Origin of the sequence: Pseudorhizobium tarimense (genome assembly GCF_022968135.1) — a bacterium.
GTDB lineage: Bacteria > Pseudomonadota > Alphaproteobacteria > Rhizobiales > Rhizobiaceae > Neorhizobium > Neorhizobium tarimense.
On sequence record NZ_JALJRA010000001.1, the window covers coordinates 265500 to 286657 of the forward strand.

Genomic DNA, 21158 nt, shown 5'->3' on the forward strand with positions numbered 1-21158 from the left:
GGACCGCCCTTGTTTCGGGCTAGTTCTTTGAAGGAATGTCGAAGCCGAGGCGGACGCGGGTGAAGCGCGAGGCGCCGCCCTGGGCGTTCGGGATCTGGACGTCCGGCTTGCTGAAGATGAACTGCGTACCGGCCGTCGGCAGTTCGACGGGGAAGCTCACCTTCTGCGAATAGATGACATTGTCGCCGTCGACGACCTCCACCAGAACCGGCAGGTTCACCTGCCCAGCGCTGACGGCGGGACCGGCGACGATGCGGCCCTGCGCCACGACGTTGATCGTGATGGTACTCTCGTTCGCAGTGCACTGACGGGTCGCTTCGGCGAGCGAGGCCTGGTAGGCGAGCTTTTCCGGATTATCTTGACCGCCGCGGGCATAGGAGCGGTAGATCGCCGTCTCCTCCCGCATGACGACCGGAGGGCAGAAGGCCTGCACGACCGGTGTTGCGGCCTCTGCGGCCGGCGCGGACGCAGCGCTCAGACCTGCGGTGGGCGAGGAGGAACTGCAGCCTGCAACGACCGCCAGAAGAGAAACCGACAAAAGCATGCGCGTGACTGTAGCCAACACTGTACTCAACCCTCTCAACATCTTTCCGGTCCGGCGAAGGCGCGCCGGAATGGGCCCTTCCGGCCTTTCGCAGCCAATTTTCCTGGTCTATACCAGCCGCGCAAATAAAAATCGATTAGGGATTCAGGGTCGTGGAATACATTTCTACCCGCGGAGAGGCGCCCGCTCTCGGCTTTCGTGACGCATTGCTCGCCGGCCTCGCACGCGACGGCGGTCTCTACATGCCGCGCGAATGGCCGGCGCTGACGAAGCGCGAGATCCGCGCGTTCCGCGGCATGAGCTATCAGGAGATCGCGTTCGAGATCCTGAAGTGCTTTACCGGAGACGAGATTGCGGCAGACGACCTGCGCAGGATGATCGACGAGGCCTATGCGACCTTCCGTCATCCCGCAGTCGCACCTCTTGTTCAGACGGGTCCCAATGATTTCGTGCTGGAGCTCTTTCACGGCACGACACTGGCGTTCAAGGACGTCGCCATGCAGCTGCTCGCCCGGCTGATGGATCACGTGCTGGCCGAGCGGGGCCAGCGCGCGACGATCGTCGGCGCCACCTCGGGGGATACCGGCGGCGCGGCGATCGACGCCTTTGCCGGACGCGACCGGACCGACATCTTCATCCTCTTTCCGAAGGGGAAGGTATCTCCGGTCCAGCAGCGGCAGATGACGACCTCTACCGCAAGCAATGTCCACGCTATCGCGGTGGAAGGCAATTTCGACGACTGCCAGAACCTCGTGAAGGAGATGTTCAACGACGTCGCATTCCGGGATCGCGTCGGGCTCTCCGGGGTCAATTCGATTAACTGGGCGCGCATCATGACGCAAGTCGTCTACTATTTCACCGCCGCGGTTTCGCTGGGCGGCCCCGATCGCAAAGTCTCCTTCACCGTCCCCACCGGGAATTTCGGCGACATCTTCGCAGGCTATGTCGCAAAGCGCATGGGTCTGCCGATCGAACGGCTGGTGATCGCCACCAACGACAACGACATCCTGGCCCGCACGCTGAAGCGCGGCCGGTACGAGATGCGCGGCGTCAAGGCCACCACGTCGCCGTCGATGGACATCCAGATCTCCTCAAATTTCGAGCGGCTGCTGTTTGAAGCCTATGGACGTGACCCATCGTCCGTACGTGCGGCGATGGCCAGTCTGAAGCAGTCAGGCGCCTTCGAAGTCCAGCCGGAAGCGCTCAAAGCGATTCGAAAGGAATTTCGCGCAGCACGCGCTACGGAGAAGCAGGTTGCAGCAACGATCCGCGAAACGCTGGCGGAGACCGGCTATCTGATCGATCCGCACACTGCCACCGGTGTCTTCGTTGCCAGGAAGCATGCCAAGGCAAGCAGCCCGATGGTGACGCTTTCGACCGCACACCCGGCCAAGTTTCCCGCTTCGGTAAAATCCGCTTGCGGAATTGACCCGGCGCTCCCATCATGGCTCGCTGATCTGATGAACAGGGAGGAGCGCTTCGACATTCTGCCTGCCGAGCTCAAGGACGTCGAAGGCTTCATCGGCAGACATGCACGAGCAGGCAAGTGAGTGGCGGCGTGCCAGAAAGACAAGCAATGAATGTACAAGTGACCCGGCTTCCTTCCGGGTTGACGGTCGTGACCGAGGCGATGCCGCATCTCGAAAGCGTGGCTCTCGGCGTCTGGATCAAGTCCGGTTCGCGTAACGAAACGGAAGCGGAGCATGGCATCGCCCATCTCCTCGAACACATGGCGTTCAAGGGCACGACGCGACGCAGCGCCCGCGACATTGCCGAGGAAATCGAGAATGTCGGCGGCGAACTCAACGCCGCCACCTCCACCGAGACGACGTCCTATTACGCACGGGTCCTTAAGGATCACGTGCCGCTGGCGGTCGACTTGCTGGCGGATATCCTGACGGAATCCTTGTTCGACGACGAGGAACTGCGGCGCGAGAAGCACGTGATCCTGCAGGAGATCGGCGCTGCCAATGATACGCCGGACGATGTTGTCTTCGACAAGTTTTCCGAGACCGCCTATCTCGGCCAGACGATCGGCCGGCCGATCCTCGGCACCCCGGAGACGGTGAAGAGCTTTACTCCGGGACAGATCCGTAACTACCTCTCGCGCAACTATACGACTGAGCGGATGTTCGTCGTGGCGGCGGGTGCGGTGGATCACGACGAGTTCTGCAAACAGGTCGAACAGCGGTTCGCGAGCCTGCCGCAGACGCCAATCGCCCCTCCGGTGCAGGAGACGGCACGCTATATCGGCGGCGACACCAGAGAAGTGCGCGATTTGATGGACGCACAGATCCTGCTCGGCTTCGAGGGCAAGGCCTACCACATGCGGGACTTCTACTGCTCGCAGATCCTAGCCAACATCCTCGGCGGCGGCATGTCCTCCCGCCTCTTCCAGGAAGTGCGCGAGCATCGTGGCCTCTGTTATTCCGTCTATGCCTTCCATTGGGGCTTCTCCGATACCGGCATCTTCGGCATCCATGCCGCCACGGGTGGCGAGGATATTCCGAAGCTGGTACCGGTGATCATCGACGAGCTGCGCAAGGCTTCCGAGACGATCCACCAGCAGGAGATCGACCGCGCGCGGGCGCAGATCCGCGCGCAGCTGTTGATGGGCCAGGAAAGCCCTGCCGCACGCGCAGGTCAGATCGCCCGGCAGATGATCCTCTACGGCCGGCCGATCCCCAACGACGAGCTGATGGAACGGTTGGAGGGCATCACGACCGAGCGCCTGACGGATCTTTCCGGCCGGCTGTTCTTCGACACCGTCCCCACGCTTTCCGCCGTCGGGCCGATAGAAAAGCTGGTGCCGATGGAAGAACTCTCGTCCGCGCTTGCACCCCAGTCGGCGAAGACAAAGCGCGCTGCCGGTTGATCCGGTGACGCCTGAGTGGCAGCGTCACATGAAGCGGCCGCAGCCCCTTTTCGAGGCGGCGGCCGGTGCCGGACGATCTGGCACCACATCTCAACGGGGAGCGCCCGCGACCCGATGATCGTCTGGAGTGGGACATGACGAGATCGATCTTTCGGTTTTTGTCGCGGCAGCCGGACACCCCGCTCCTCTATGGCGAGCAACATCTGCTGCGGCTCGCCCATCATAGCGACTACCGTCAGTGGTTTTCGATTCGCTCGGAAAGCCGAGCCTTTCTCCAGCCCTGGGAGCCAACCTGGCGGGAAGACGAGCTGTCGGAGGTTTCCTTTCGCGCCCGCGTCCATCGCGGCATTGAGGAGTATCGTGCCGGCTATGCCGTTCCGCTGCTGTTGTTCAGCCGGCCGGACATGCGGCTGCTCGGTGGATTGACGATCGGCTACATCCGGCGCGGTGCAGCACAGAGCTGCATGATCGGCTACTGGATGGGCGAGCGCCACGCCGGCCAGGGGCACATGCTGGCGGCTCTCAAGATCGCCATCCCCTACATCTACGGGCAACTTCAGTTGCACCGGATCGAGGCTGCCTGTATTCCGGATAACTGGAAGAGTGTCCGGCTCCTTGAAAAAGCCGGCTTCGAGCGGGAAGGCCTTTTGCGAAGATATCTCAAGATCAACGGCGAGTGGCGCGATCACATCATGTTCTCGCGACTGCCGGACGATGGTGAATTCGGAAAGATGACAAGGCAATGACCGCCCGCTACACGAACATGGCGGGACTCCGCTGCGTGATGATGCTGATCATCACGCTGGCGGCAGCATTTATCGGTCTCGCCTTGCCGGCAGCGGCCGTCGAGCCCGTGAAGATTTCCCGTGACGACAACGCGCTCGACCTCACCGAGATGACGGAGATCTACGCCAATCAGGGCGAAGCCTTCCAAGTCTCGACCGCAGCCGGCGCCGACGGCATTCGCCGCCGGATCGAGGTGCGGGCGAGTTCGCCCAACCACAATGGCGACTGGGCCGTGTTTGCGCTGGCCAACGTTTCCGAGGAGCAGCTCGAGCGGGTGATCGTCGCGCCGCATTTCCGCCTGGTCGGGTCGAAGATGTTCTGGCCCGATCTCGGATCGCAGCGCATCATCGCGATCACGCCGAGCGAAGGCTTTGCGCTTGATCGTGAGCCTAGTCCCGATGCCGATGTCTTCCGCATCACCCTCAATCCTGGCTCGGTGATCACCTTCGTCGCCGAGCTTTCGACGCCGACGCTGCCGCAGCTCTATCTCTGGGAGCCGGCGGCCTACAAGGATACCGTCAACGCCTTCACGCTCTATCGGGGCATCGTGCTCGGGATTGCAGGGCTTCTTGCGGTCTTCCTCACCATCCTGTTCGTGGTGAAGGGCACCTCTATGCTGCCGGCAGCGGCGGCGCTCGCATGGGCGGTGCTCGCCTATATCTGCGTCGACTTCGGCTTCCTCGACAAGCTGATCAGCATCACAGCGAGCGATCAGCGAATATGGCGGGCCTGCGCGGAAGTGGCACTCGCCTCAAGTCTGGTGATCTTCCTGTTCACCTACCTCAATCTTAGCCGATGGCATGTGCATCTGGGCTATGCGACGCTCGCCTGGGTACTGGGTCTTGCGCTCCTCTTCGCAGTGGCGGTCTATGACCCCTCCATGGCATCGGGCATCGCACGCCTATCCTTCGCGCTGACCGCCAGCTGCGGCATTTTGCTGATCATTTATCTTGGTCTCAGCCGCTACGACCGGGCCATCCTGCTCGTGCCGACGTGGGCGTTGATCCTCGTCTGGCTGTTCGGCGGCTGGCTGACGGTGACGGGCCAGCTCGACAACGACATCATCCAGCCCGCCCTCGGCGGCGGCCTGGTACTGATCGTGCTTCTGATCGGCTTCACCGTCATGCAGCACGCCTTTGCCGGCGGCGCCTACCAGCAGGGGCTGTTCTCCGATCTGGAACGGCAGTCGCTGGCGCTGACAGGCTCTGGTGACACCGTGTGGGACTGGGATGTGGCGCGCGACCGGGTCGTCACCACCCCCGACATCTCGGCAAAGCTCGGCCTTGACACGGGCGCCATGCACGGTCCCATCCGCAACTGGCTGCCGCGGCTTCATCCGGATGACCGGGACCGGTTCAAGGCCACGCTCGACGTGCTGCTAGAGCATCGTCGCGGACGCCTGAACCACGAATTCCGCATCCGCGCCGAAGACGGCCACTTCCATTGGCTGCAGATCCGTGCCCGCCCCGTACTGGGATCGAACGGCGAGATCATCCGCTGCGTGGGCACGATCGCCGACATCACCGAGCAGAAGAATTCGGTCGAGCGCCTGCTGCAGGACGCCATGCACGACAATCTGACGGGACTGCCCAACCGCCAGGTCTTCCTCGACCGGTTGCAGTCCGTGCTGACGCTTGCCAACAGCAGCGACAGCGTACGTCCGACGGTTCTTGCCATCGACATCGACCGCTACAAGCAGGTGAACGATGCCCTGGGGATCGCGGCGGGAGACAATATCCTCATCGCCCTCACCCGCAGGCTGCGTCGACTGCTCAGGCCGCAAGACACGCTGGCGCGGCTTTCCGGCGACCAGTTCGGGTTGATCCTGGTGTCCGAAACCGATCCGGCCAAGGTGGCCGACTTCGCCGATGCAATCTCGCAGGCGATCATGGTGCCGATAAACTTCGCCAACCGCGAGATCATCCTCACGGCCTCGATCGGGCTTGCCTCCTGGGTTGACCGGCAGGAGAGCTCGTCCGAACTATTGAGCGACGCGGAACTTGCCATGTATCGGGCGAAACGCGGCGGTGGCAACCGAGTCGAGCCGTTCCGTCCGATCTTCCGCACCTCCGGTACCGACCGCCTGCAGATCGAGACGGACCTGCGCCGCGCGATCGACCGCAAGGAGCTTTCAATTGCCTACCAGCCGATCATCCGGCTGAGCGACGGCGAGGTTGCTGGCTTCGAGGCTCTGATGCGCTGGGAGCATCCGCGCCGCGGCACGATCCCGCCTTCGGAGTTCATCCCGATTGCGGAAAACTCCGACCTTATCGGTCCGCTCGGCCTGTTCGCGCTTGAGCGTGCTGCCGCCGACCTGATCGACTGGCAGCGCCAGACAGGTGAGCTGCCGATCTTCCTGTCGGTGAACCTGTCCAGCGCGCAGCTGCTCAACAATAACCTTTATAACGAGGTGCGGGGGCTGCTGGCCAAGAGCGAATGTGATCCGGCGCAGCTGAAGCTGGAGCTGACGGAATCCGTGATGATGGAGAATCCGGAACAGGCCCGCCTTCTCCTGACGAAGCTGAAGGAAATCGGCTTAGGGCTTGCCCTCGACGACTTCGGCACCGGCTATTCCTCGCTCGCCTATCTGACGCAGTTCCCGTTCGACACGATCAAGCTCGACAAGGCGCTCGTGCGGGACGTGCGCGAGCGGCGGGCAGTGCTGCTACGCTCGGTCATCGCCATGGCCCGGTCGCTCGAGATGGCCGTCGTCGCCGAAGGCATCGAGACCGATGAGGATGCGGTGGAGCTCGGCAAGATGGGATGCCAGTTCGGCCAGAGCTTCCTGTTCGGACCTCCAACCAATGCCGACGCAACGCTGCGGCTCCTCAAGGAACGCTTCCCGCTGACCAAGCGCGCCTGAGCGGAATCTCTGATACAAAGAACCCGCCGGCGAGCCGGCGGGTTCTTTGTATCTAATTCAGAATGAAATGGTTAGGCGCGGTCGACGATCTTCTTGGCGCCATCCTTCAGCTCGCCCTTGGCCTGCTGGCCGTGGCCCTTGCCTTCCTGGGCTGCGCCCTTCGCCTCCATGCCGCGATCGTTCGTCGCATCGCCGGCAGCCTGACGGGCCTTGCCTGCCATCTCGTTGGCCTTGCCTTCGATCTTGTCTGTGGTGCTGCTCATCGCGCGTCTCCTTCGCTGTCTCGGCCATACTGGCCGGTCGGAAGAAGAACGCGGCGGCTATGATGTTCGTTCCGTGGCCTTCAAGCATGTCCGGCTTCGGTAGAAAGCGCCTCCGGCGTGATGCCGAGAAGCGCCAAGGCACGCTCATACTTCGTATCCACGTTGGGGTCGTAGATCAGGTCCTGGCAGGACGGGCAATTGAGCCAGCCATTGTTGGCGATTTCCACCTCGAGCTGACCTGGCCCCCAGCCGGCATAGCCAAGCATCATGGTGGCACGCCGAGGCCCCTTGCCCTGGCTGATCGCCCGGATGATGTCCAAAGTCGCCGTCAGGCAGACATCGTCCGTGACCGGAATACTGGATTCGCCGGAATAGTCGTCGGAATGGAGGACGAAGCCACGGCCGGTCTCGACGGGACCACCCATCAGCACCGGGAAACCACGCAGATCGATGCCCTTGGATGCCTCGTTGTCGTCATCCAGCATATCGAGATGGTCCAATACGTCCAGGAAGGAGACCGGCTGGTGGCGGTTGATGATGAAGCCCATGGCGCCGGCGGGCGAATGGGCACAGATATAGATGACGGAGCGCGCGAAATTACCGTCCTGAAGGCCGGGCATGGCGATCAGGAACTGGCCGTCGAGAAAGCCTCGCTCTTTCTCATCTCGTAAATAAGATACCACGAACCAGACGCCTCCGTTTGCCGGTTTCGGACGCTTTGACCGCGGACCGGCTGCCTATTAAACGAAGATGGGGCAGCCGTACCCCGCAATCAACCTAAAATGATCGGACGGAGATCGAAGGTGGCTGGCTCCCGCTCACCAGTTCCGCTAGAGCATTGCTTCCATGAAGACTGTCGATCACAGACACAATTTCGCGATCCGCTCCCTGGCGCGCCTGGCGCCTGCAGCGATGCTCGCCGCCTTGGCTTTCGTTGTCCCGGCAAAGGCTGAGACGACCGACTGGGCCCATAACGAGGGCGGCCGGATGCGGGTCGTCGCCTTGCCTCCCGCAACCAACGGCACTGTCAAGGGTGCGCTACAGATCGAGCCTAATGAGGGGTGGATTACCTACTGGCGGGAGCCGGGCGATGCGGGCATTCCGCCGCAGCTGATCGTATCGCCGGACGAGGGCGTCGAACTCACCCGCCTCGCCTACCCCATTCCGAAGCGGATCGACAACGGGCCGCTTCGCGACATCGGCTACGATCATCCCGTGACACTGCCGTTCGAACTTGCGGTGAAGGACGCCACTAAGCCCCTCAGCATCGGCGTCTCGGCTTTCGTGGGCCTCTGCCGGAACATCTGTATTCCGTTCCAGGCGAGGTTCGAACTCAATCTTGCCTCACAGGGTGCGACGCCCGTCCAGGAGGCGATGGTTCTTGCTTCCGCCGAGGCAAATCTGCCGGAGCCACCGTCAGACGACTTTGCGGTCACCCAATATACCCTGAGCGGCAACCAGATGCTGCAGCTCAAGCTCCGCCTGCCTCGCGGTACCGCCGCCGCGCCCGAAGTCATCGTCACAGGACCGCAGGGGCACACCTTCTTCGACAGCCAGAACGGCCAAAAGGAAGGCGACCTTTATGTTCTCGACATTCCGATCGAGAAATTGCCGAAGGATTACGAGATGCGCGGCAAGCGCTGGGGCATCCTCGTCATCGCCGGTGACCGGGCGATGGAAACGTCACTTGCCTTCAATTAGCGGGAACCTATAGTGCTGGCCACCCGCAAGAGGAGACCAGCGCCATGACCATCGCTATCGGAGACAAGCTTCCCGCCGCTACCTTCAAGGAAAAGACCGCAGACGGTCCGGTAGAAATCTCCACCGACGAACTCTTCAAGGGCAAGCGCGTCGTCCTCTTCGCGGTTCCGGGTGCCTTCACTCCCACCTGCTCGCTGAACCACCTGCCGGGCTTCCTGGAGAACCGCGACGCGATCCTGTCACGCGGTGTGGACGATATCGCTGTTGTCGCCGTCAACGATTGGCATGTGATGGGAGCCTGGGCGCAGTCCTCCGGCGGCATGGGCAAGATCCACTTCCTGTCCGACTGGGACGGCGCCTTCACAAAGGCGCTTGGGCTTGAGATTGACCTCTCGGCCGGTGGCCTCGGCGTTCGGTCCAAGCGTTATTCGATGCTCGTAGATGATGGCGTCGTGAAGACGCTGAATATCGAAGACAGCCCAGGCCAGGCCGCCGTTTCGAGCGCTGCGAGGATCATCGAGCAGCTCTGACCAGCCTCCGCCGACAAGAAAAAAGGAGCCTCTCGGGGCTCCTTTTGCGTTCAGGTCTCCATGTCGAACACCAGGAGGCCGGCAAGCCCACCGTCGGTCGATGCGACGATGCGGTCTCCCACCGCCACATGATCGGGATGGATAAGATAGGCGTCGCGCGCCTCGGCATTCTCGAAGGTTACGATAAAGCCGTCCTTGAAGCCGCCGTTCAATCCTTCGGGCGAGACGTTAGGACCAGACTTGACCTCCAGCATGCCCGGCACCACCGACATCAGGGCTGCGATCGCGTCGTAGATCGCCTGCTTGTCGGCCGACTGCAGCGCAGACTTGAACCTCAGAAACACACAATGCTGGATCATACCGCACCTCCGCTTGAACCCGCATGGACCATAAGAACAAAATACAAAAGAACAACCGGATAGAAGCGCCGCTGCATGTTGCGCCAAAAAGCGCGGAGCGAATCGAATTGCGGGCCTACCGCTTCTTGAACGGGGCCATCCCGAGCCGCGCCAGCTCATCGGCTCGCTCGTTCTCCGGATGCCCCGCATGCCCCTTAATCCAGTGCAGCGTGACCTTGTGCTTGTTGCGCGCCTCTTCCAGCTGCTGCCAGAGCTCTGCATTCTTTACCGGCTTCTTGTCGGCGGTTTTCCAGCCGTTCTTCTTCCAGCCGAAGATCCACTTGGAGATACCGTCCTTGACGTAGGCGCTGTCGGTGTAGAGGTCGACCTCGCAGGCTGCTGTCAGCGCATTCAGCGCCTGGATCGCCGCCATAAGCTCCATGCGGTTGTTGGTTGTCTGCGGCTCCCCGCCGAACATTTCCTTCTCGATCTCGCCATAGCGGAGGATCGCACCCCAGCCACCAGGACCGGGATTTCCGGAGCATGCCCCATCGGTGAAGATATCGACGTGCTTCATTGGCGAGGCTCCGCTGCAAGTCCGTATTCGATGCTCGTCTCGATCGCGCGATGGAAGCGCAGCTTCCTCAGATATTCGAGCGGATCCTTCTTCACCACCAGAGCGCCCGCCGGCGTCGTCAGCCAGTCGTAGAGGCGGGTCAGGAAGAAGCGCAGGGCAGAGCCGCGCGCCAGCACCGGGAGAGCCTCCCTCTCGGCCGCCGACAGCGGCCGCACACTGCCATAACCTTCCAGAAGCGCCATGCCCTTCGTCAGGTTGTAGGAGCCGTCCTTCTCGAAGCACCAGGCATTCAGGCAGATCGCCACATCATAGGCGTAAAAGTCGTTGCAGGCGAAATAGAAGTCGATCAGGCCCGAAAGCTCGTCACCGAGGAAGAAGACATTGTCCTGGAAGAGGTCGGCGTGGATGACGCCGGCCGGAAGATCCGCCGGCCAATGCTGTTCCAGATAGGCGAGCTCTGCGGAGACCTCCTCCTGCAGGCCAGCCTCGACCTCGTCTGCCCGATCGCGAGACTTGCCCCAAAGGTTGCGCCAGCCTTCGACCGACAAGGCGTTCGGCCGCTTCAGCGAGAAGCCTTCGCTGCCGAGATGCATCTTCGCAAGCGCCACCCCCACTTCCCGGCAGTGCCTCGCCTCCGGCTTGCGAAGCCACATCCCTTCCAGGAAGGAGATGAGAGCGGCGGGACGCCCCGAGAGCTCCCCGAGCAACTGCCCGTCGCGACGCGGCAAGGGCAGCGGGCAGGAAAGGCCGCGCGCTCTAAGATGCTGCATCAGCCCCAGAAAGAACGGCAGGTCCGCCTTGTCGACCCGCTTCTCGTAGAGAGTGAGGATCAGCGGATCCTGCGTGGTGTGCAGCAGGAAGTTGGAATTCTCCACGCCTTCCGCGATCCCTTTATAGGAGGTGAGCTCGCCGACATCGTAGTGCGTGAGGAAGGCTCTCAGGTCGTTTTCGGTGATGTCGGTGTAAACGGCCACGGCGTATCTCGGCGTCTCGGGTGGGCGTCCCGCGTCCACATCTGTGGCACGGGAATCAACGATCTTCTAACCTATTGGAAATGGAATCGTCACCCGTTGACGAATGCCATGTCTTCGCGTGTGAGCGGCACGCCGCGGAGCTCTCGGTTCACCAGGAAGTTTTCCGTCTCCTCCGCCGTGATCGCAAGCTCGACCTTAGCGTCGTAGCGCGAGCGGAAGGCTTCGATGATCTCCTCAACAATCACCTCCGGCGCAGATGCGCCTGCGGAGATTCCGAGGGTCGAGATGGGGCTGATGGACTCCCAGTCGAGCTCGGAGGCACGCTGCACGAGCAGCGACCGCTGGGCGCCCGCCCGCAACGCCACTTCGACCAGCCGCTTGGAATTCGAGGAGTTCGGTGCACCAACGACGATGAAAAGGTCGCAGCCGGGGGCCGCCTCCTTCACCGCATCCTGCCGGTTGGTGGTGGCGTAGCAGATGGAATCGGCTGCGGGTGCCTGCAGGTTCGGGAAGCGCTCCTGCAGCTTCACGATGACGCCTGCGGTGTCGTCGACTGAGAGCGTCGTCTGGGTCACGAATCCAAGGTTGTCCGGATCCGCCGGCGCATAGACCTCGGCATCCTCCACCGTCTCGACGAGCGATACCGTCCCTTCCGGAAGCTGACCCATCGTGCCTATCACCTCCGGATGACCGGCATGGCCGATCAGGATGACGTGGCGACCGAGGCGCTGATGGCGCATCGCCTGCTTGTGCACCTTGGAGACCAGCGGGCACGTGGCGTCCAGATAGAAGAGATTACGCGCCTGTGCATCTTCGGGAACGGACTTCGGCACGCCGTGGGCGGAGAAGACCACCGGCTGCTCCCGGTGCTCAGCCGGAATTTCGTTCAGCTCCTCGACGAAGACGGCACCCTTGGCTTCCAGACCTTCGACGACGTAGCGGTTGTGCACGATCTCATGGCGAACATAGACTGGTGCGCCATAGGCCTTCAGTGCCAGAACCACGATCTGGATCGCGCGATCGACGCCTGCACAGAAACCGCGCGGCCCGCAAAGGCGGATCGTGAGCGGCGGCTTCTCGGCTGTGTTGTCTAGGTGGATGTTCATGCGTTCCGCTGCTGGTCGGTGGCAGATGCCGTCCATATAGGCGAGCCCACTCGCGCCCGCCAAGGAAAAGTTTGCTATTGCGGCCGATCGCCGGGTCGGCGGCGCCACAAGACGCCGATCACGACCACGACCAGGGCTCCTGCCAAGCCGTACCATGTGACGGCATATTGCAGGTGGTTGTTGGGGAGCGCGAACTGCGTCACCCCGCCCTGCGGCCAGCCGCCGGGATTGGTCTGCGAAGCGTCGACGTCCATGAAGAACGGCAGGACGCGGCCGCCGCCCAGGCTCGCCGTTTCCGTCATTGCATCGAGATCCTTCCAGTAAAAGATGTTCTTCGCGGGGTCGTTGTCCGGTACGATTGCCGAAGGCTTCCCATCCAGCCTGGAACGGGCATAGCCGGTGAGCGTGACCTTGCCCTCGACCTGCCCCTGCACGCGGAGGGCGGGATCCTTCATCTCGTAGGGGATAAAGCCGCGGTTGACGAAAAGGACGCCCCCATCTTCCAAGGTCACCGGGGTGTAGACATAGAAGCCGGTACGGCCCTCATGGGTGGCGAAGAAGTGCCGCTCGCGCTGATGATCGAAGGTACCGGTCACCTGCACCCGTCGGTACTCGATATCATCCCCGCGCGCCACCATGGCCGCGATGGCGACGGCATCGACGGGCTCGCCGTGCTGCCGCTCGGCCATGTCGGCCAACAGTTGCTCCTTCCAGTGCAGGCGCTGTACCTGCCAGGTGCCGAGCGAAAGCAGAATCGCCATCGCAGCGACGACAGCGACGGCGGTCACAATCACCCTTGTTCGACTCATGGGAGGCGCATTGTAGCCCTCACCCAAGGCTTCGGTCTTGTTGGTCATGCTTACTCTCTAATGCAGAAGGGCGGCTTTCGCCGCCCTCCCTCAATTTGGTCATTAAGCTTCGCCCGATCAATGGGCGAGCGGTGCGCCCCAGCCGCCCCAGATGTAGATGGCGAAGAAGAGGAAGAGCCAGACAACGTCGACGAAGTGCCAGTACCAGGCCGCCGCCTCAAAGCCAAAGTGCCTCTCCGGGGTAAAACCGCCGCGCATGGCACGGATCAGGCAGACAGCCAAGAAGATGGTGCCGATCAAGACGTGGAAGCCGTGGAAGCCGGTCGCCATGAAGAAGGTCGCGCCGTAGATCGAGTTGGAGAACGCGAAAGGCGCGGTCGCATACTCGTAGGCCTGGACGCAGGAGAACAGGATGCCGAGGGCAACCGTCAGTGCAAGACCGGTGACGAGGCCCTTGCGATCATTGTGCAGCAGTGCGTGGTGCGCCCAGGTGACGCAGGTGCCCGAGAGCAGCAGGATGACCGTGTTGTAGATCGGCAGGTGCCAGGGATCGAGAACCTCGATGCCTGCCGGCGGCCACTGGCCGCCGAGAGCTTCGACGCGGGTCGCCTGAATGGCTTCATTGGCGTACAGGCTGGCATCGAAGAAGGCCCAGAACCACGCCACGAAGAACATCACTTCCGAAGCAATGAACATGATCATGCCGTAGCGCAGATGCAGCGACACGACGCGGGTATGGTTGCCCTCGCGGCCTTCCTTGATGGTGTCGCTCCACCAGCCGATCATTACGTACACGATGATCGCGAGGCCGAGATAGAACAGCCACGGATTGGCAAGGTTCATGCCGAACAGGTTGAACTGGCCGCCATTCAGGTAGCGCATGTATCCGATGCCACCGAAGGTGATGACGAACGCACCGATGGACGCCAACAGCGGCCAAGGGCTCGGATCGATGATGTGGTAGTCGTGATTTTTCTGATGCGCGTCGGCCATGTCAGAATCCCCGGATCAATGCTTCTCCGCCGGCTGCCCGGCAGAATCCTCTCAAAGTTGCCCTTTGGCTGCCTTACCCTTTTCCTGCACCGCTGCAACCGGCTTTGACGGCTGCGTCGGGTAGAATGTGTAGGACAGCGTGATCGTCTTGATGTTCTTGGTCTCTTCAGCCTTGGTGATCTCCGGGTCGATGAAGAACACCACCGGCATTTCCAGCGTCTCACCAGGCTGAAGCGTCGTTTCGGTGAAGCAGAAGCACTGCACCTTGTTGAAGTAGGCCCCCGCCTCCATCGGCGTGACGTTAAAGACAGCCGTGCCCGTGGCTGCCGTGCTGGAGCGATTCGTGGCGGTGAAGTTCACCTGAACCGTCTCGCCAATCTTCGGCGCAATCGGCTTGGCCGGCTTGAACTCCCAGTTCAGCCCGGTCGAAGTATTAGCGTCGAAACTGACCGGCATGGTGCGCTCGAGGATCGTCTCGGAATACTGCTCCGTACGCTGCGTCGTGCCGTTATAGCCCGTCACCTGGCAGAAGATGCGGTAAAGCGGAACCGCTGCATAGGCCATCCCGACCATGCCGCCGGCAAACACGAAGCACAGGGCCATGATGGCGCCGTTGCCAAGCCTTTTGCTCTGCTGTTGCTTCACTGCTTCTGCCATGACGATGTCCTCAGTTCCCCCACCCGCCGATCTTGACCAGCGTGATGACGTAGAAGAGCGCAACGAGCGCCGCCAGGACCAGGCCGAGCGCGATGTTGCGGTTGCGCCGCGACTTCTTCTGCTTGTCTGTCACCTTCACCGTTTCGATCACAGCAGGCCTCCGACAAGGGCGCCGAAGCCTGCGGCGAAATGATCCGCCATCAAGGCGGAGAAGATCGCGAAAAGATAGAAGATCGAATAGCCGAACATCTTCTTGGCCGCGATCATCTTCTCGTCGCCATCTGGCATGCGCCAAACGGCGATGGAACAGTAGATGAAGATGGCACTGAGCAAAGCAGCGAAGATGCCGTAGCCGATCCCGGCAAGACCGGTGAAATAGGGAGCCACGGCAGTTGCAGCGGTGAGAGCCGAATAGACGACGATCTGGTTCTTGGTCGACCGCTCGCCCGCGACGTTCGGCATCATCGGAATGCCGACGGAACCGTAGTCGCGCATCTTGAAGAGGGCGAGCGCCCAGAAGTGAGCAGGCGTCCAGAGGAAGATGATCAGGAACAGCAGCACGCTGTCGATGGAGACGCCACCCGTAACGCAGGCCCAGCCGAGCATCGGGGGGAAGGCTCCGGAAGCTCCGCCGATGACGATGTTTTGTGGCGTCGAGCGCTTCAGCCACATCGTGTAGACAACGGCGTAGAAGAAGATGGTGAAGGCCAGCAGGCACGCTGCGAACCAGTTGACCGCCAGACCGAGGATGGTGACGGAGAAGACGGAGAGCGTCAGACCGAAGGCGAGTGCCTCGCGCGGCTCGATCCGTCCGGTCGGAATGGGACGCTTGGCGGTGCGCGACATAACGGCGTCGATGTCGGCATCATACCACATATTGAGTGCACCGGAGGCGCCTGCGCCAACGGCAATGCAGAGGATGGAGATCAGCCCGAGGATGGGGTTGATCTCGCCCGGTGCCAGCAGCAGCCCGACGACTGCCGTGAACACCACAAGCGACATGACGCGGGGCTTCAGAAGCTCGAAGAAATCGCGAGCGCCCGCTTCGGAAAGGCTGAAGCCTCCGTCGATCCCAGCTGTCTCGTGATTGTCGATTACCGTCATCATGCCGTCCTGTCTTACTGGTCAGGGCACCGCGCTGCGGTGCCCTGTTCTTTGCTTGTCGATCAGCGGATCTTCGGAAGCTGTTCCCACTGGTGGAACGGCGGAGGCGAAGACAGCTGCCACTCGAGTGTGCTTGCGCCCTCACCCCAGGGATTGTCGCCGGCGATCCGCTTCTTGGCGAAGGCTTCCCAGATCATGAACAGGAAGATGATGACGCCGAAGAAGGAGATGTAGGAGCCGATCGAGGACACGTAGTTCCAGCCGACATAGGCGTCCGGGTAATCAATGTATCGACGTGGCATACCGGCGAGACCCAGGAAGTGCTGCGGGAAGAACACGAGGTTCACACCGATGAACATCACCCAGAAGTGCAAGTTCCCGAGCGCTTCGGAATACATGTAGCCGCTCATCTTCGGGAACCAGTAGTACCAGGCTGCGAAGATGGCGAAGACGGCGCCGAGCGACAAAACGTAGTGGAAGTGGGCAACCACGTAGTAGGTGTCGTGCAGCGAACGGTCGAGGCCGGCATTAGCGAGCTGGACGCCCGTGACGCCGCCGACGGTGAAGAGGAAGATGAACCCGATCGCCCAGATCATCGGCGTGCGGAAGCTCAGTGAGCCGCCCCACATCGTCGCAATCCACGAGAAGATCTTGATGCCCGTCGGAACCGCGATCACCATGGTGGCGAAGACAAAGTAGCGCTGGGCATCAAGTGAGAGGCCGACCGTATACATGTGGTGCGCCCACACGATGAAGCCGACAGCGCCGATTGCGACCATTGCGTAAGCCATGCCGAGATAACCGAAGACAGGCTTGCGCGAGAAGGTCGAGATGATGTGGCTGATGATGCCGAAGCCCGGCAGGATCAGGATGTAGACTTCCGGGTGACCGAAGAACCAGAAGAGGTGCTGGTAAAGGATCGGGTCACCGCCGCCTTCCGGCGCAAAGAAGGTCGTGCCGAAGTTGCGGTCGGTCAGCAGCATGGTGATGCCGCCCGCCAAAACCGGCAGCGAAAGCAGCAGCAGGAAGGCTGTGACGAGAACGGACCAGGCGAAGAGCGGCATCTTGTGGATGGTCATACCCGGCGCGCGCATGTTGAGGATCGTGGTGATGAAGTTGATCGCACCAAGGATCGAAGAGGCACCCGAAACGTGCAGCGCAAAGATTGCCAGATCGATCGCCGGGCCGGGATGGCCTGCCGTCGAAAGCGGAGGATACAGCGTCCAGCCACCGCCTGCGCCATAAGCGCCTGCCGGACCTTCGACGAAGAGCGACAGCATGAGCAGCAGGAAGGACGGCGGCAGCAGCCAGAACGAGATGTTGTTCAGGCGCGGGAAGGCCATGTCCGGAGCACCGATCATGATCGGGATCATCCAGTTGGCAAAACCGCCGATCAGGGCCGGCATGACCATGAAGAAGATCATGACCAGCGCGTGCGCCGTGGTGAAGACATTGTACATGTGCTTGCCGCCATCGATGGCAGCTTCGCCTTCGAAGCCGTAGACCATGGAGGCCAGACCATGGAAGATCTGGATGCCAGGCTCCTGCAGCTCCATGCGCATGAACACGGACAGAAGGCCGCCGACGATACCCGCCATGATCGCGAAGATCAGGTAGAGCGTGCCGATGTCCTTGTGGTTGGTCGACAGAAACCAGCGGGCGAAGAAGCCCGGCTTGTGGTCGTGATGTCCATGCGCGTCGTCGTGCGAGGCAGCGCGGGCGTGTGCGTGGTCGTCATGAGCGGTAGGTCCAGCCATTGTCCTCACTCCTCGTTACTTGTTTTCGGTCGCGGCGACGCGGACGGCATCAGCCGACTGATCGGCCGAAGCCATCAGGGCACGGTTCGCACCGGCGAGATCTTCTCGGGCAGCGGTCGACCAGGCAGCGTATTGTTCATCCGAAACGACGCGGATCGCGATCGGCATGAAGGCATGATCCTTGCCGCAAAGCTCGGAGCACTGACCGTAATACATGCCTTCCTTCTCGGCGCGGAACCAGGTTTCATTCAGACGACCCGGGACGGCGTCGATCTTCAGACCAAAGGCCGGCATTGCGAATGCGTGAATGACATCCGTCGGCGCTGCCGTCACGAGAAGGCGGACCGTCTTGTTGACCGGCACGACCAGTTCGTTGTCGACGGCTAAGAGGCGCGGGTAGGCAGCCAGATCTTCCTTGCCGATTTCAGCGCGGTCTTCATCCTTCAGCATGTAGGAGTCGAAGGAGAGCGGGTCTTCGCCACCTTCATACTCGTAGCTCCACAGCCATTGCGTCGCCGTCGCCTTCACCGTCAGGTCCGGATTGGTCGGGATCGTCAACTGGGCATTCAGAAGATTGAAGGAGGGAATAGCAATGAAGAAGAGAACGAGCACAGGCCCAATCGTCCAGATGATCTCGATCATCGTGTTGTGGCTGGTGCGCGACGGCACCGGATTGGCGCTTGCGCGGAACTTCATGACGACCGCAACGATCAGGATGAGCACCAGGAAGGTGATCGGGACAATGAACCACAGGGTGTAGTTATTGAACCACTTGATTTCCTGCATGATCGGGGTGGCCGGCACCTGCATGTCCACCTGCCACGGTGTCGGCTGATCAGCAAAACCGGCAGAGGCAAAGAGCAGACAGATGAGCGCCGTCATCACCGCAAAAGCTCTGTTCATCACAACTATTCTCCTCAGGCGTTTGATTTCGATCAAATCGAAACGCAGAATCCAGGCTAGATGGTCTGCTTCAATCACAGTTTGCCGGCTGCCGCAATATCTGCCGGGAAAAGCCAGTGCGGCATTTTTGCGCGTCGTCAAACGCCCGTGACAGAGCGCATTTTAGCAAGTTTTGCGCCCTTCCGTCACTCGGTGTCTTGCCCCCGGGTCCCATTTTCGCCTCACTCCATTGGAAAGAGGACGGGGCTTTTCATTTGAAGCCTTGGGCGCCAAGAATAGCCGCACCGATTCGCCATTAGGGGGTTCCATGGGTCGTTCCTCAATCATCGCCGCTTGCCTTGCCGTCGCCCTTGCCGGCTCGTCGCTTCCTGCGCGGGCTCAGCAGAGTGCCGTTCCGGCTCCGCAAGCGCCGACGCAGGAACGGGCGCCGCAGCCGAGCGCGCCGCAACAGCAGCCCGGAACCGTTCGCGAGAACCATGGCGCATGGTCGATCATCTGCGACCGCCCCGCCGGCGCCTCCACCGAACAGTGCGCGCTGATGCAGAACGTGATCGCCGAAGATCGTCCGGAAGTCGGGCTCTCCGTCGTCGTTCTGAAGACGGCGGACCGCAAGGCAAAGATCCTGCGCATCCTCGCCCCGCTCGGCGTGTTGCTGAAGGACGGCATGGAGCTCTATGTCGACAACAACAATATCGGCCGCGCCTATTTCACCCGCTGCTTCTCGGAAGGTTGCTATGTCGAGGTGGAAATTGACGACGAGTTGATGCGGATTCTGAGGGCCGGCAAGAACGCCGTCTTTGCACTTCGAGAATCGGTTGATCAGGATCGCGTCGGCATTCCAATCGAGCTCAATGGCTTTGCCGCCGGATACGACGCCCTCCCCTAACCTTGCTTCGGCTCGACACGGGACCTACATCGGTCGAAACGCTCTTGAATGCCCAAGGAGCGAAGGAGCCTTTCATGAATACCGACCTTCTGAGCCTGTTCGACTGCGACGAGGCGCGCCTGCGCCGGATCCTCGCCGAGACGCTTGCGGGCGCCGACGACGGCGAACTCTTCGTCGAACATGCACAGGCGGAATCGCTGACGTTCGATAACGGCCGATTGAAGGGCGGAAGCTTCAATACGGACCAAGGCTTTGGACTACGCTCCGTCGCCGGCGAGGCTGTCGGGTACGCGCATGCCGGCGAGCTTTCGGCCGCAGCACTGGAGCGTGCCGCCGATGCTGTTCGTGCCGTGACAGCCGGCTATTCCGGCTCCTATGCAGCCGCCCCCCAGCGGACGAACACGAAGTATTACGGTGACGACAACCCGATCGGGCAGCCCAGCTTCGAGGAAAAGGTCAAGCTGCTGACGGAGATCGACGCCTATCTGCGGAGCAAGGATCCGAAGGTGCGGCAGGTGACGGCCACGGCTTCGGCAAGCTGGCAAGTCGTTGATATCCTGCGCGCCGACGGGCACCGCATGCAGGACATCCGTCCGATGACACGGGTCAACATCTCGGTTGTCGTCGGCGAAGGTGACCGGCAGGAATCCGGCTCCTTCGGCACCGGCGGGCGCATGGGCTTCGGCGACTTCGTGGTGTCCGGAAACTGGCAGTCTGGCGCAGACGAGGCTCTGCGGCAGGCGCTGGTGAACCTGGAGGCGATCGATGCGCCGGCCGGCACCATGGACATCGTGCTCGGCAATGGTTGGCCGGGTGTCATGCTGCACGAAGCCGTCGGCCACGGGCTGGAAGGCGACTTCAACCGCAAGAAGACCTCGGCCTTTGCCGGGCTCCTCGGCGAGATGGTTGCCGCGCCCGGCGTCACCGTCGTGGACGACGGCACGATCGATGGTCGCCGCGGTTCGATCACGATTGACGATGAAGGCACGCCTTCCGGTTACAATGTGCTGATCGAAAACGGCAAGCTGGTCGGCTACATGCATGACCGGCAGAATGCCCGGCTAATGGGCATGACGCCGACCGGCAACGGCCGCCGCCAGGGCTATTCGCACGTGCCTATGCCGCGCATGACCAATACCTATATGCTATCAGGCGACAAGACGCCGGAAGAGATGATCACCTCGGTCAAGAAGGGCATCTATGCCGTTTCCTTCGGCGGCGGCCAGGTCGATATCACCTCCGGCAAGTTCGTCTTCGGCTGCACCGAGGCCTACATGATTGAGGACGGCAAGATCGGCCCGGCGATCAAGGGCGCCATGCTGATCGGCAACGGGCCGGACGCGATGAAGCGTGTCTCGATGGTCGGCAACGACACCAAGCTCGATACCGGCATCGGCAATTGCGGCAAGGCCGGCCAGTGGGTTCCCGTCGGCGTCGGCCAGCCGCATCTGCGGATGGACCAGATGACGGTCGGCGGCACGCGGACCTGACC

General features: G+C 61.7%; 22 protein-coding genes. 8 read left to right on the top strand and 14 right to left on the bottom strand.

Features of this window, described 5'->3' with window-relative positions; genetic code table 11:
• Nucleotides 1-19 precede the first annotated feature (19 nt).
• Nucleotides 20-562, bottom strand: a complete 543-nt coding sequence (locus MUU54_RS01365; protein WP_281433166.1) for a PilZ domain-containing protein — start codon at nucleotides 560-562, stop codon at nucleotides 20-22.
• Nucleotides 563-696: 134 nt separating this feature from the next.
• On the opposite strand from MUU54_RS01365, the gene thrC reads away from it, so the two are divergent.
• The 4 genes from thrC to MUU54_RS01385 all read left to right on the top strand — a co-directional run bounded on the left by thrC (nucleotide 697) and on the right by MUU54_RS01385 (nucleotide 7068).
• The gene (gene thrC / locus MUU54_RS01370) at nucleotides 697-2094 is read left to right on the top strand and encodes a threonine synthase (protein ID WP_247242215.1); all 1398 of its coding nucleotides are present in this window, start codon (nucleotides 697-699) and stop codon (nucleotides 2092-2094) included.
• 26 nt (nucleotides 2095-2120) lie between these two features.
• Nucleotides 2121-3419 (top strand): M16 family metallopeptidase, encoded by a 1299-nt coding sequence (locus tag MUU54_RS01375; protein ID WP_247242216.1) that lies wholly within the window; start codon nucleotides 2121-2123, stop codon nucleotides 3417-3419.
• 134 nt (nucleotides 3420-3553) lie between these two features.
• Nucleotides 3554-4165 carry a GNAT family N-acetyltransferase gene (locus MUU54_RS01380; protein ID WP_247242217.1) on the top strand — a complete coding sequence of 204 codons (612 nt, stop codon included), beginning with the start codon at nucleotides 3554-3556 and terminating at the stop codon, nucleotides 4163-4165.
• A 38-nt stretch (nucleotides 4166-4203) separates the two neighbouring features.
• Nucleotides 4204-7068, top strand: coding sequence for an EAL domain-containing protein (locus tag MUU54_RS01385; protein WP_376742040.1), 2865 nt, complete (start codon nucleotides 4204-4206; stop codon nucleotides 7066-7068).
• 71 nt (nucleotides 7069-7139) lie between these two features.
• Here the strand turns inward: MUU54_RS01385 and MUU54_RS01390 are convergent, their stop codons facing one another.
• On the bottom strand, nucleotides 7140-7331 hold the full coding sequence (locus MUU54_RS01390) for a CsbD family protein (protein WP_247242218.1): 192 nt from the start codon (nucleotides 7329-7331) through the stop codon (nucleotides 7140-7142).
• Nucleotides 7332-7411: 80 nt separating this feature from the next.
• Nucleotides 7412-8014: a YqgE/AlgH family protein gene (locus MUU54_RS01395; RefSeq protein ID WP_312038789.1), complete on the bottom strand. Its 603-nt coding sequence runs from the start codon at nucleotides 8012-8014 to the stop codon at nucleotides 7412-7414.
• A gap of 163 nt (nucleotides 8015-8177) precedes the next feature.
• Here MUU54_RS01395 and MUU54_RS01400 point away from each other — a divergent pair, with 163 nt between their 5' ends.
• Together MUU54_RS01400 and MUU54_RS01405 are read left to right on the top strand one after the other, a co-directional pair.
• Nucleotides 8178-9032, top strand: coding sequence for a protein-disulfide reductase DsbD domain-containing protein (locus MUU54_RS01400; RefSeq protein ID WP_247242219.1), 855 nt, complete (start codon nucleotides 8178-8180; stop codon nucleotides 9030-9032).
• 44 nt (nucleotides 9033-9076) lie between these two features.
• Nucleotides 9077-9562, top strand: a complete 486-nt coding sequence (locus tag MUU54_RS01405; protein WP_247242220.1) for a peroxiredoxin — start codon at nucleotides 9077-9079, stop codon at nucleotides 9560-9562.
• Nucleotides 9563-9612: 50 nt separating this feature from the next.
• Here the strand turns inward: MUU54_RS01405 and MUU54_RS01410 are convergent, their stop codons facing one another.
• The 11 genes from MUU54_RS01410 to coxB form a co-directional block, all read right to left on the bottom strand.
• Nucleotides 9613-9921, bottom strand: a complete 309-nt coding sequence (locus MUU54_RS01410; protein WP_247242221.1) for a Dabb family protein — start codon at nucleotides 9919-9921, stop codon at nucleotides 9613-9615.
• 115 nt (nucleotides 9922-10036) lie between these two features.
• Nucleotides 10037-10477 carry a ribonuclease HI gene (gene rnhA / locus MUU54_RS01415; protein WP_247242222.1) on the bottom strand — a complete coding sequence of 147 codons (441 nt, stop codon included), beginning with the start codon at nucleotides 10475-10477 and terminating at the stop codon, nucleotides 10037-10039.
• Nucleotides 10474-11451, bottom strand: coding sequence for a homoserine kinase (locus MUU54_RS01420; protein WP_247242223.1), 978 nt, complete (start codon nucleotides 11449-11451; stop codon nucleotides 10474-10476). The genes rnhA and MUU54_RS01420 overlap by 4 nt, the downstream gene beginning before the upstream one ends.
• An 89-nt stretch (nucleotides 11452-11540) precedes the next feature.
• A complete protein-coding gene (gene ispH, locus MUU54_RS01425; RefSeq protein WP_247242224.1) occupies nucleotides 11541-12557 on the bottom strand; it encodes a 4-hydroxy-3-methylbut-2-enyl diphosphate reductase in 1017 nt (338 codons plus the stop codon).
• 74 nt (nucleotides 12558-12631) lie between these two features.
• Nucleotides 12632-13414, bottom strand: coding sequence for an SURF1 family protein (locus MUU54_RS01430; protein ID WP_376742032.1), 783 nt, complete (start codon nucleotides 13412-13414; stop codon nucleotides 12632-12634).
• Between the two features lie 69 nt (nucleotides 13415-13483).
• Nucleotides 13484-14359 (bottom strand): cytochrome c oxidase subunit 3, encoded by an 876-nt coding sequence (locus MUU54_RS01435; protein WP_247242225.1) that lies wholly within the window; start codon nucleotides 14357-14359, stop codon nucleotides 13484-13486.
• Between the two features lie 51 nt (nucleotides 14360-14410).
• The gene (locus MUU54_RS01440) at nucleotides 14411-15016 is read right to left on the bottom strand and encodes a cytochrome c oxidase assembly protein (RefSeq protein WP_376742033.1); all 606 of its coding nucleotides are present in this window, start codon (nucleotides 15014-15016) and stop codon (nucleotides 14411-14413) included.
• Nucleotides 15017-15026: 10 nt separating this feature from the next.
• Nucleotides 15027-15164: a cytochrome c oxidase system small membrane protein gene (locus MUU54_RS01445; RefSeq protein ID WP_494338232.1), complete on the bottom strand. Its 138-nt coding sequence runs from the start codon at nucleotides 15162-15164 to the stop codon at nucleotides 15027-15029.
• Nucleotides 15164-16120, bottom strand: a complete 957-nt coding sequence (cyoE, locus tag MUU54_RS01450) for a heme o synthase (protein WP_247242405.1) — start codon at nucleotides 16118-16120, stop codon at nucleotides 15164-15166. The genes MUU54_RS01445 and cyoE overlap by 1 nt, the downstream gene beginning before the upstream one ends.
• Before the next feature lie 62 nt (nucleotides 16121-16182).
• On the bottom strand, nucleotides 16183-17877 hold the full coding sequence (gene ctaD, locus MUU54_RS01455) for a cytochrome c oxidase subunit I (RefSeq protein ID WP_247242227.1): 1695 nt from the start codon (nucleotides 17875-17877) through the stop codon (nucleotides 16183-16185).
• A 15-nt stretch (nucleotides 17878-17892) separates the two neighbouring features.
• Complete coding sequence (gene coxB, locus MUU54_RS01460; protein ID WP_247242228.1) at nucleotides 17893-18780, bottom strand: cytochrome c oxidase subunit II; 888 nt, start codon at nucleotides 18778-18780, stop codon at nucleotides 17893-17895.
• Nucleotides 18781-19087: 307 nt separating this feature from the next.
• Here coxB and MUU54_RS01465 point away from each other — a divergent pair, with 307 nt between their 5' ends.
• Nucleotides 19088-19666 carry an invasion associated locus B family protein gene (locus MUU54_RS01465; protein WP_247242229.1) on the top strand — a complete coding sequence of 193 codons (579 nt, stop codon included), beginning with the start codon at nucleotides 19088-19090 and terminating at the stop codon, nucleotides 19664-19666.
• A gap of 74 nt (nucleotides 19667-19740) precedes the next feature.
• Complete coding sequence (gene tldD, locus MUU54_RS01470) at nucleotides 19741-21156, top strand: metalloprotease TldD (RefSeq protein WP_247242230.1); 1416 nt, start codon at nucleotides 19741-19743, stop codon at nucleotides 21154-21156.
• The last annotated feature ends 2 nt before the right edge of the window (nucleotides 21157-21158 follow it).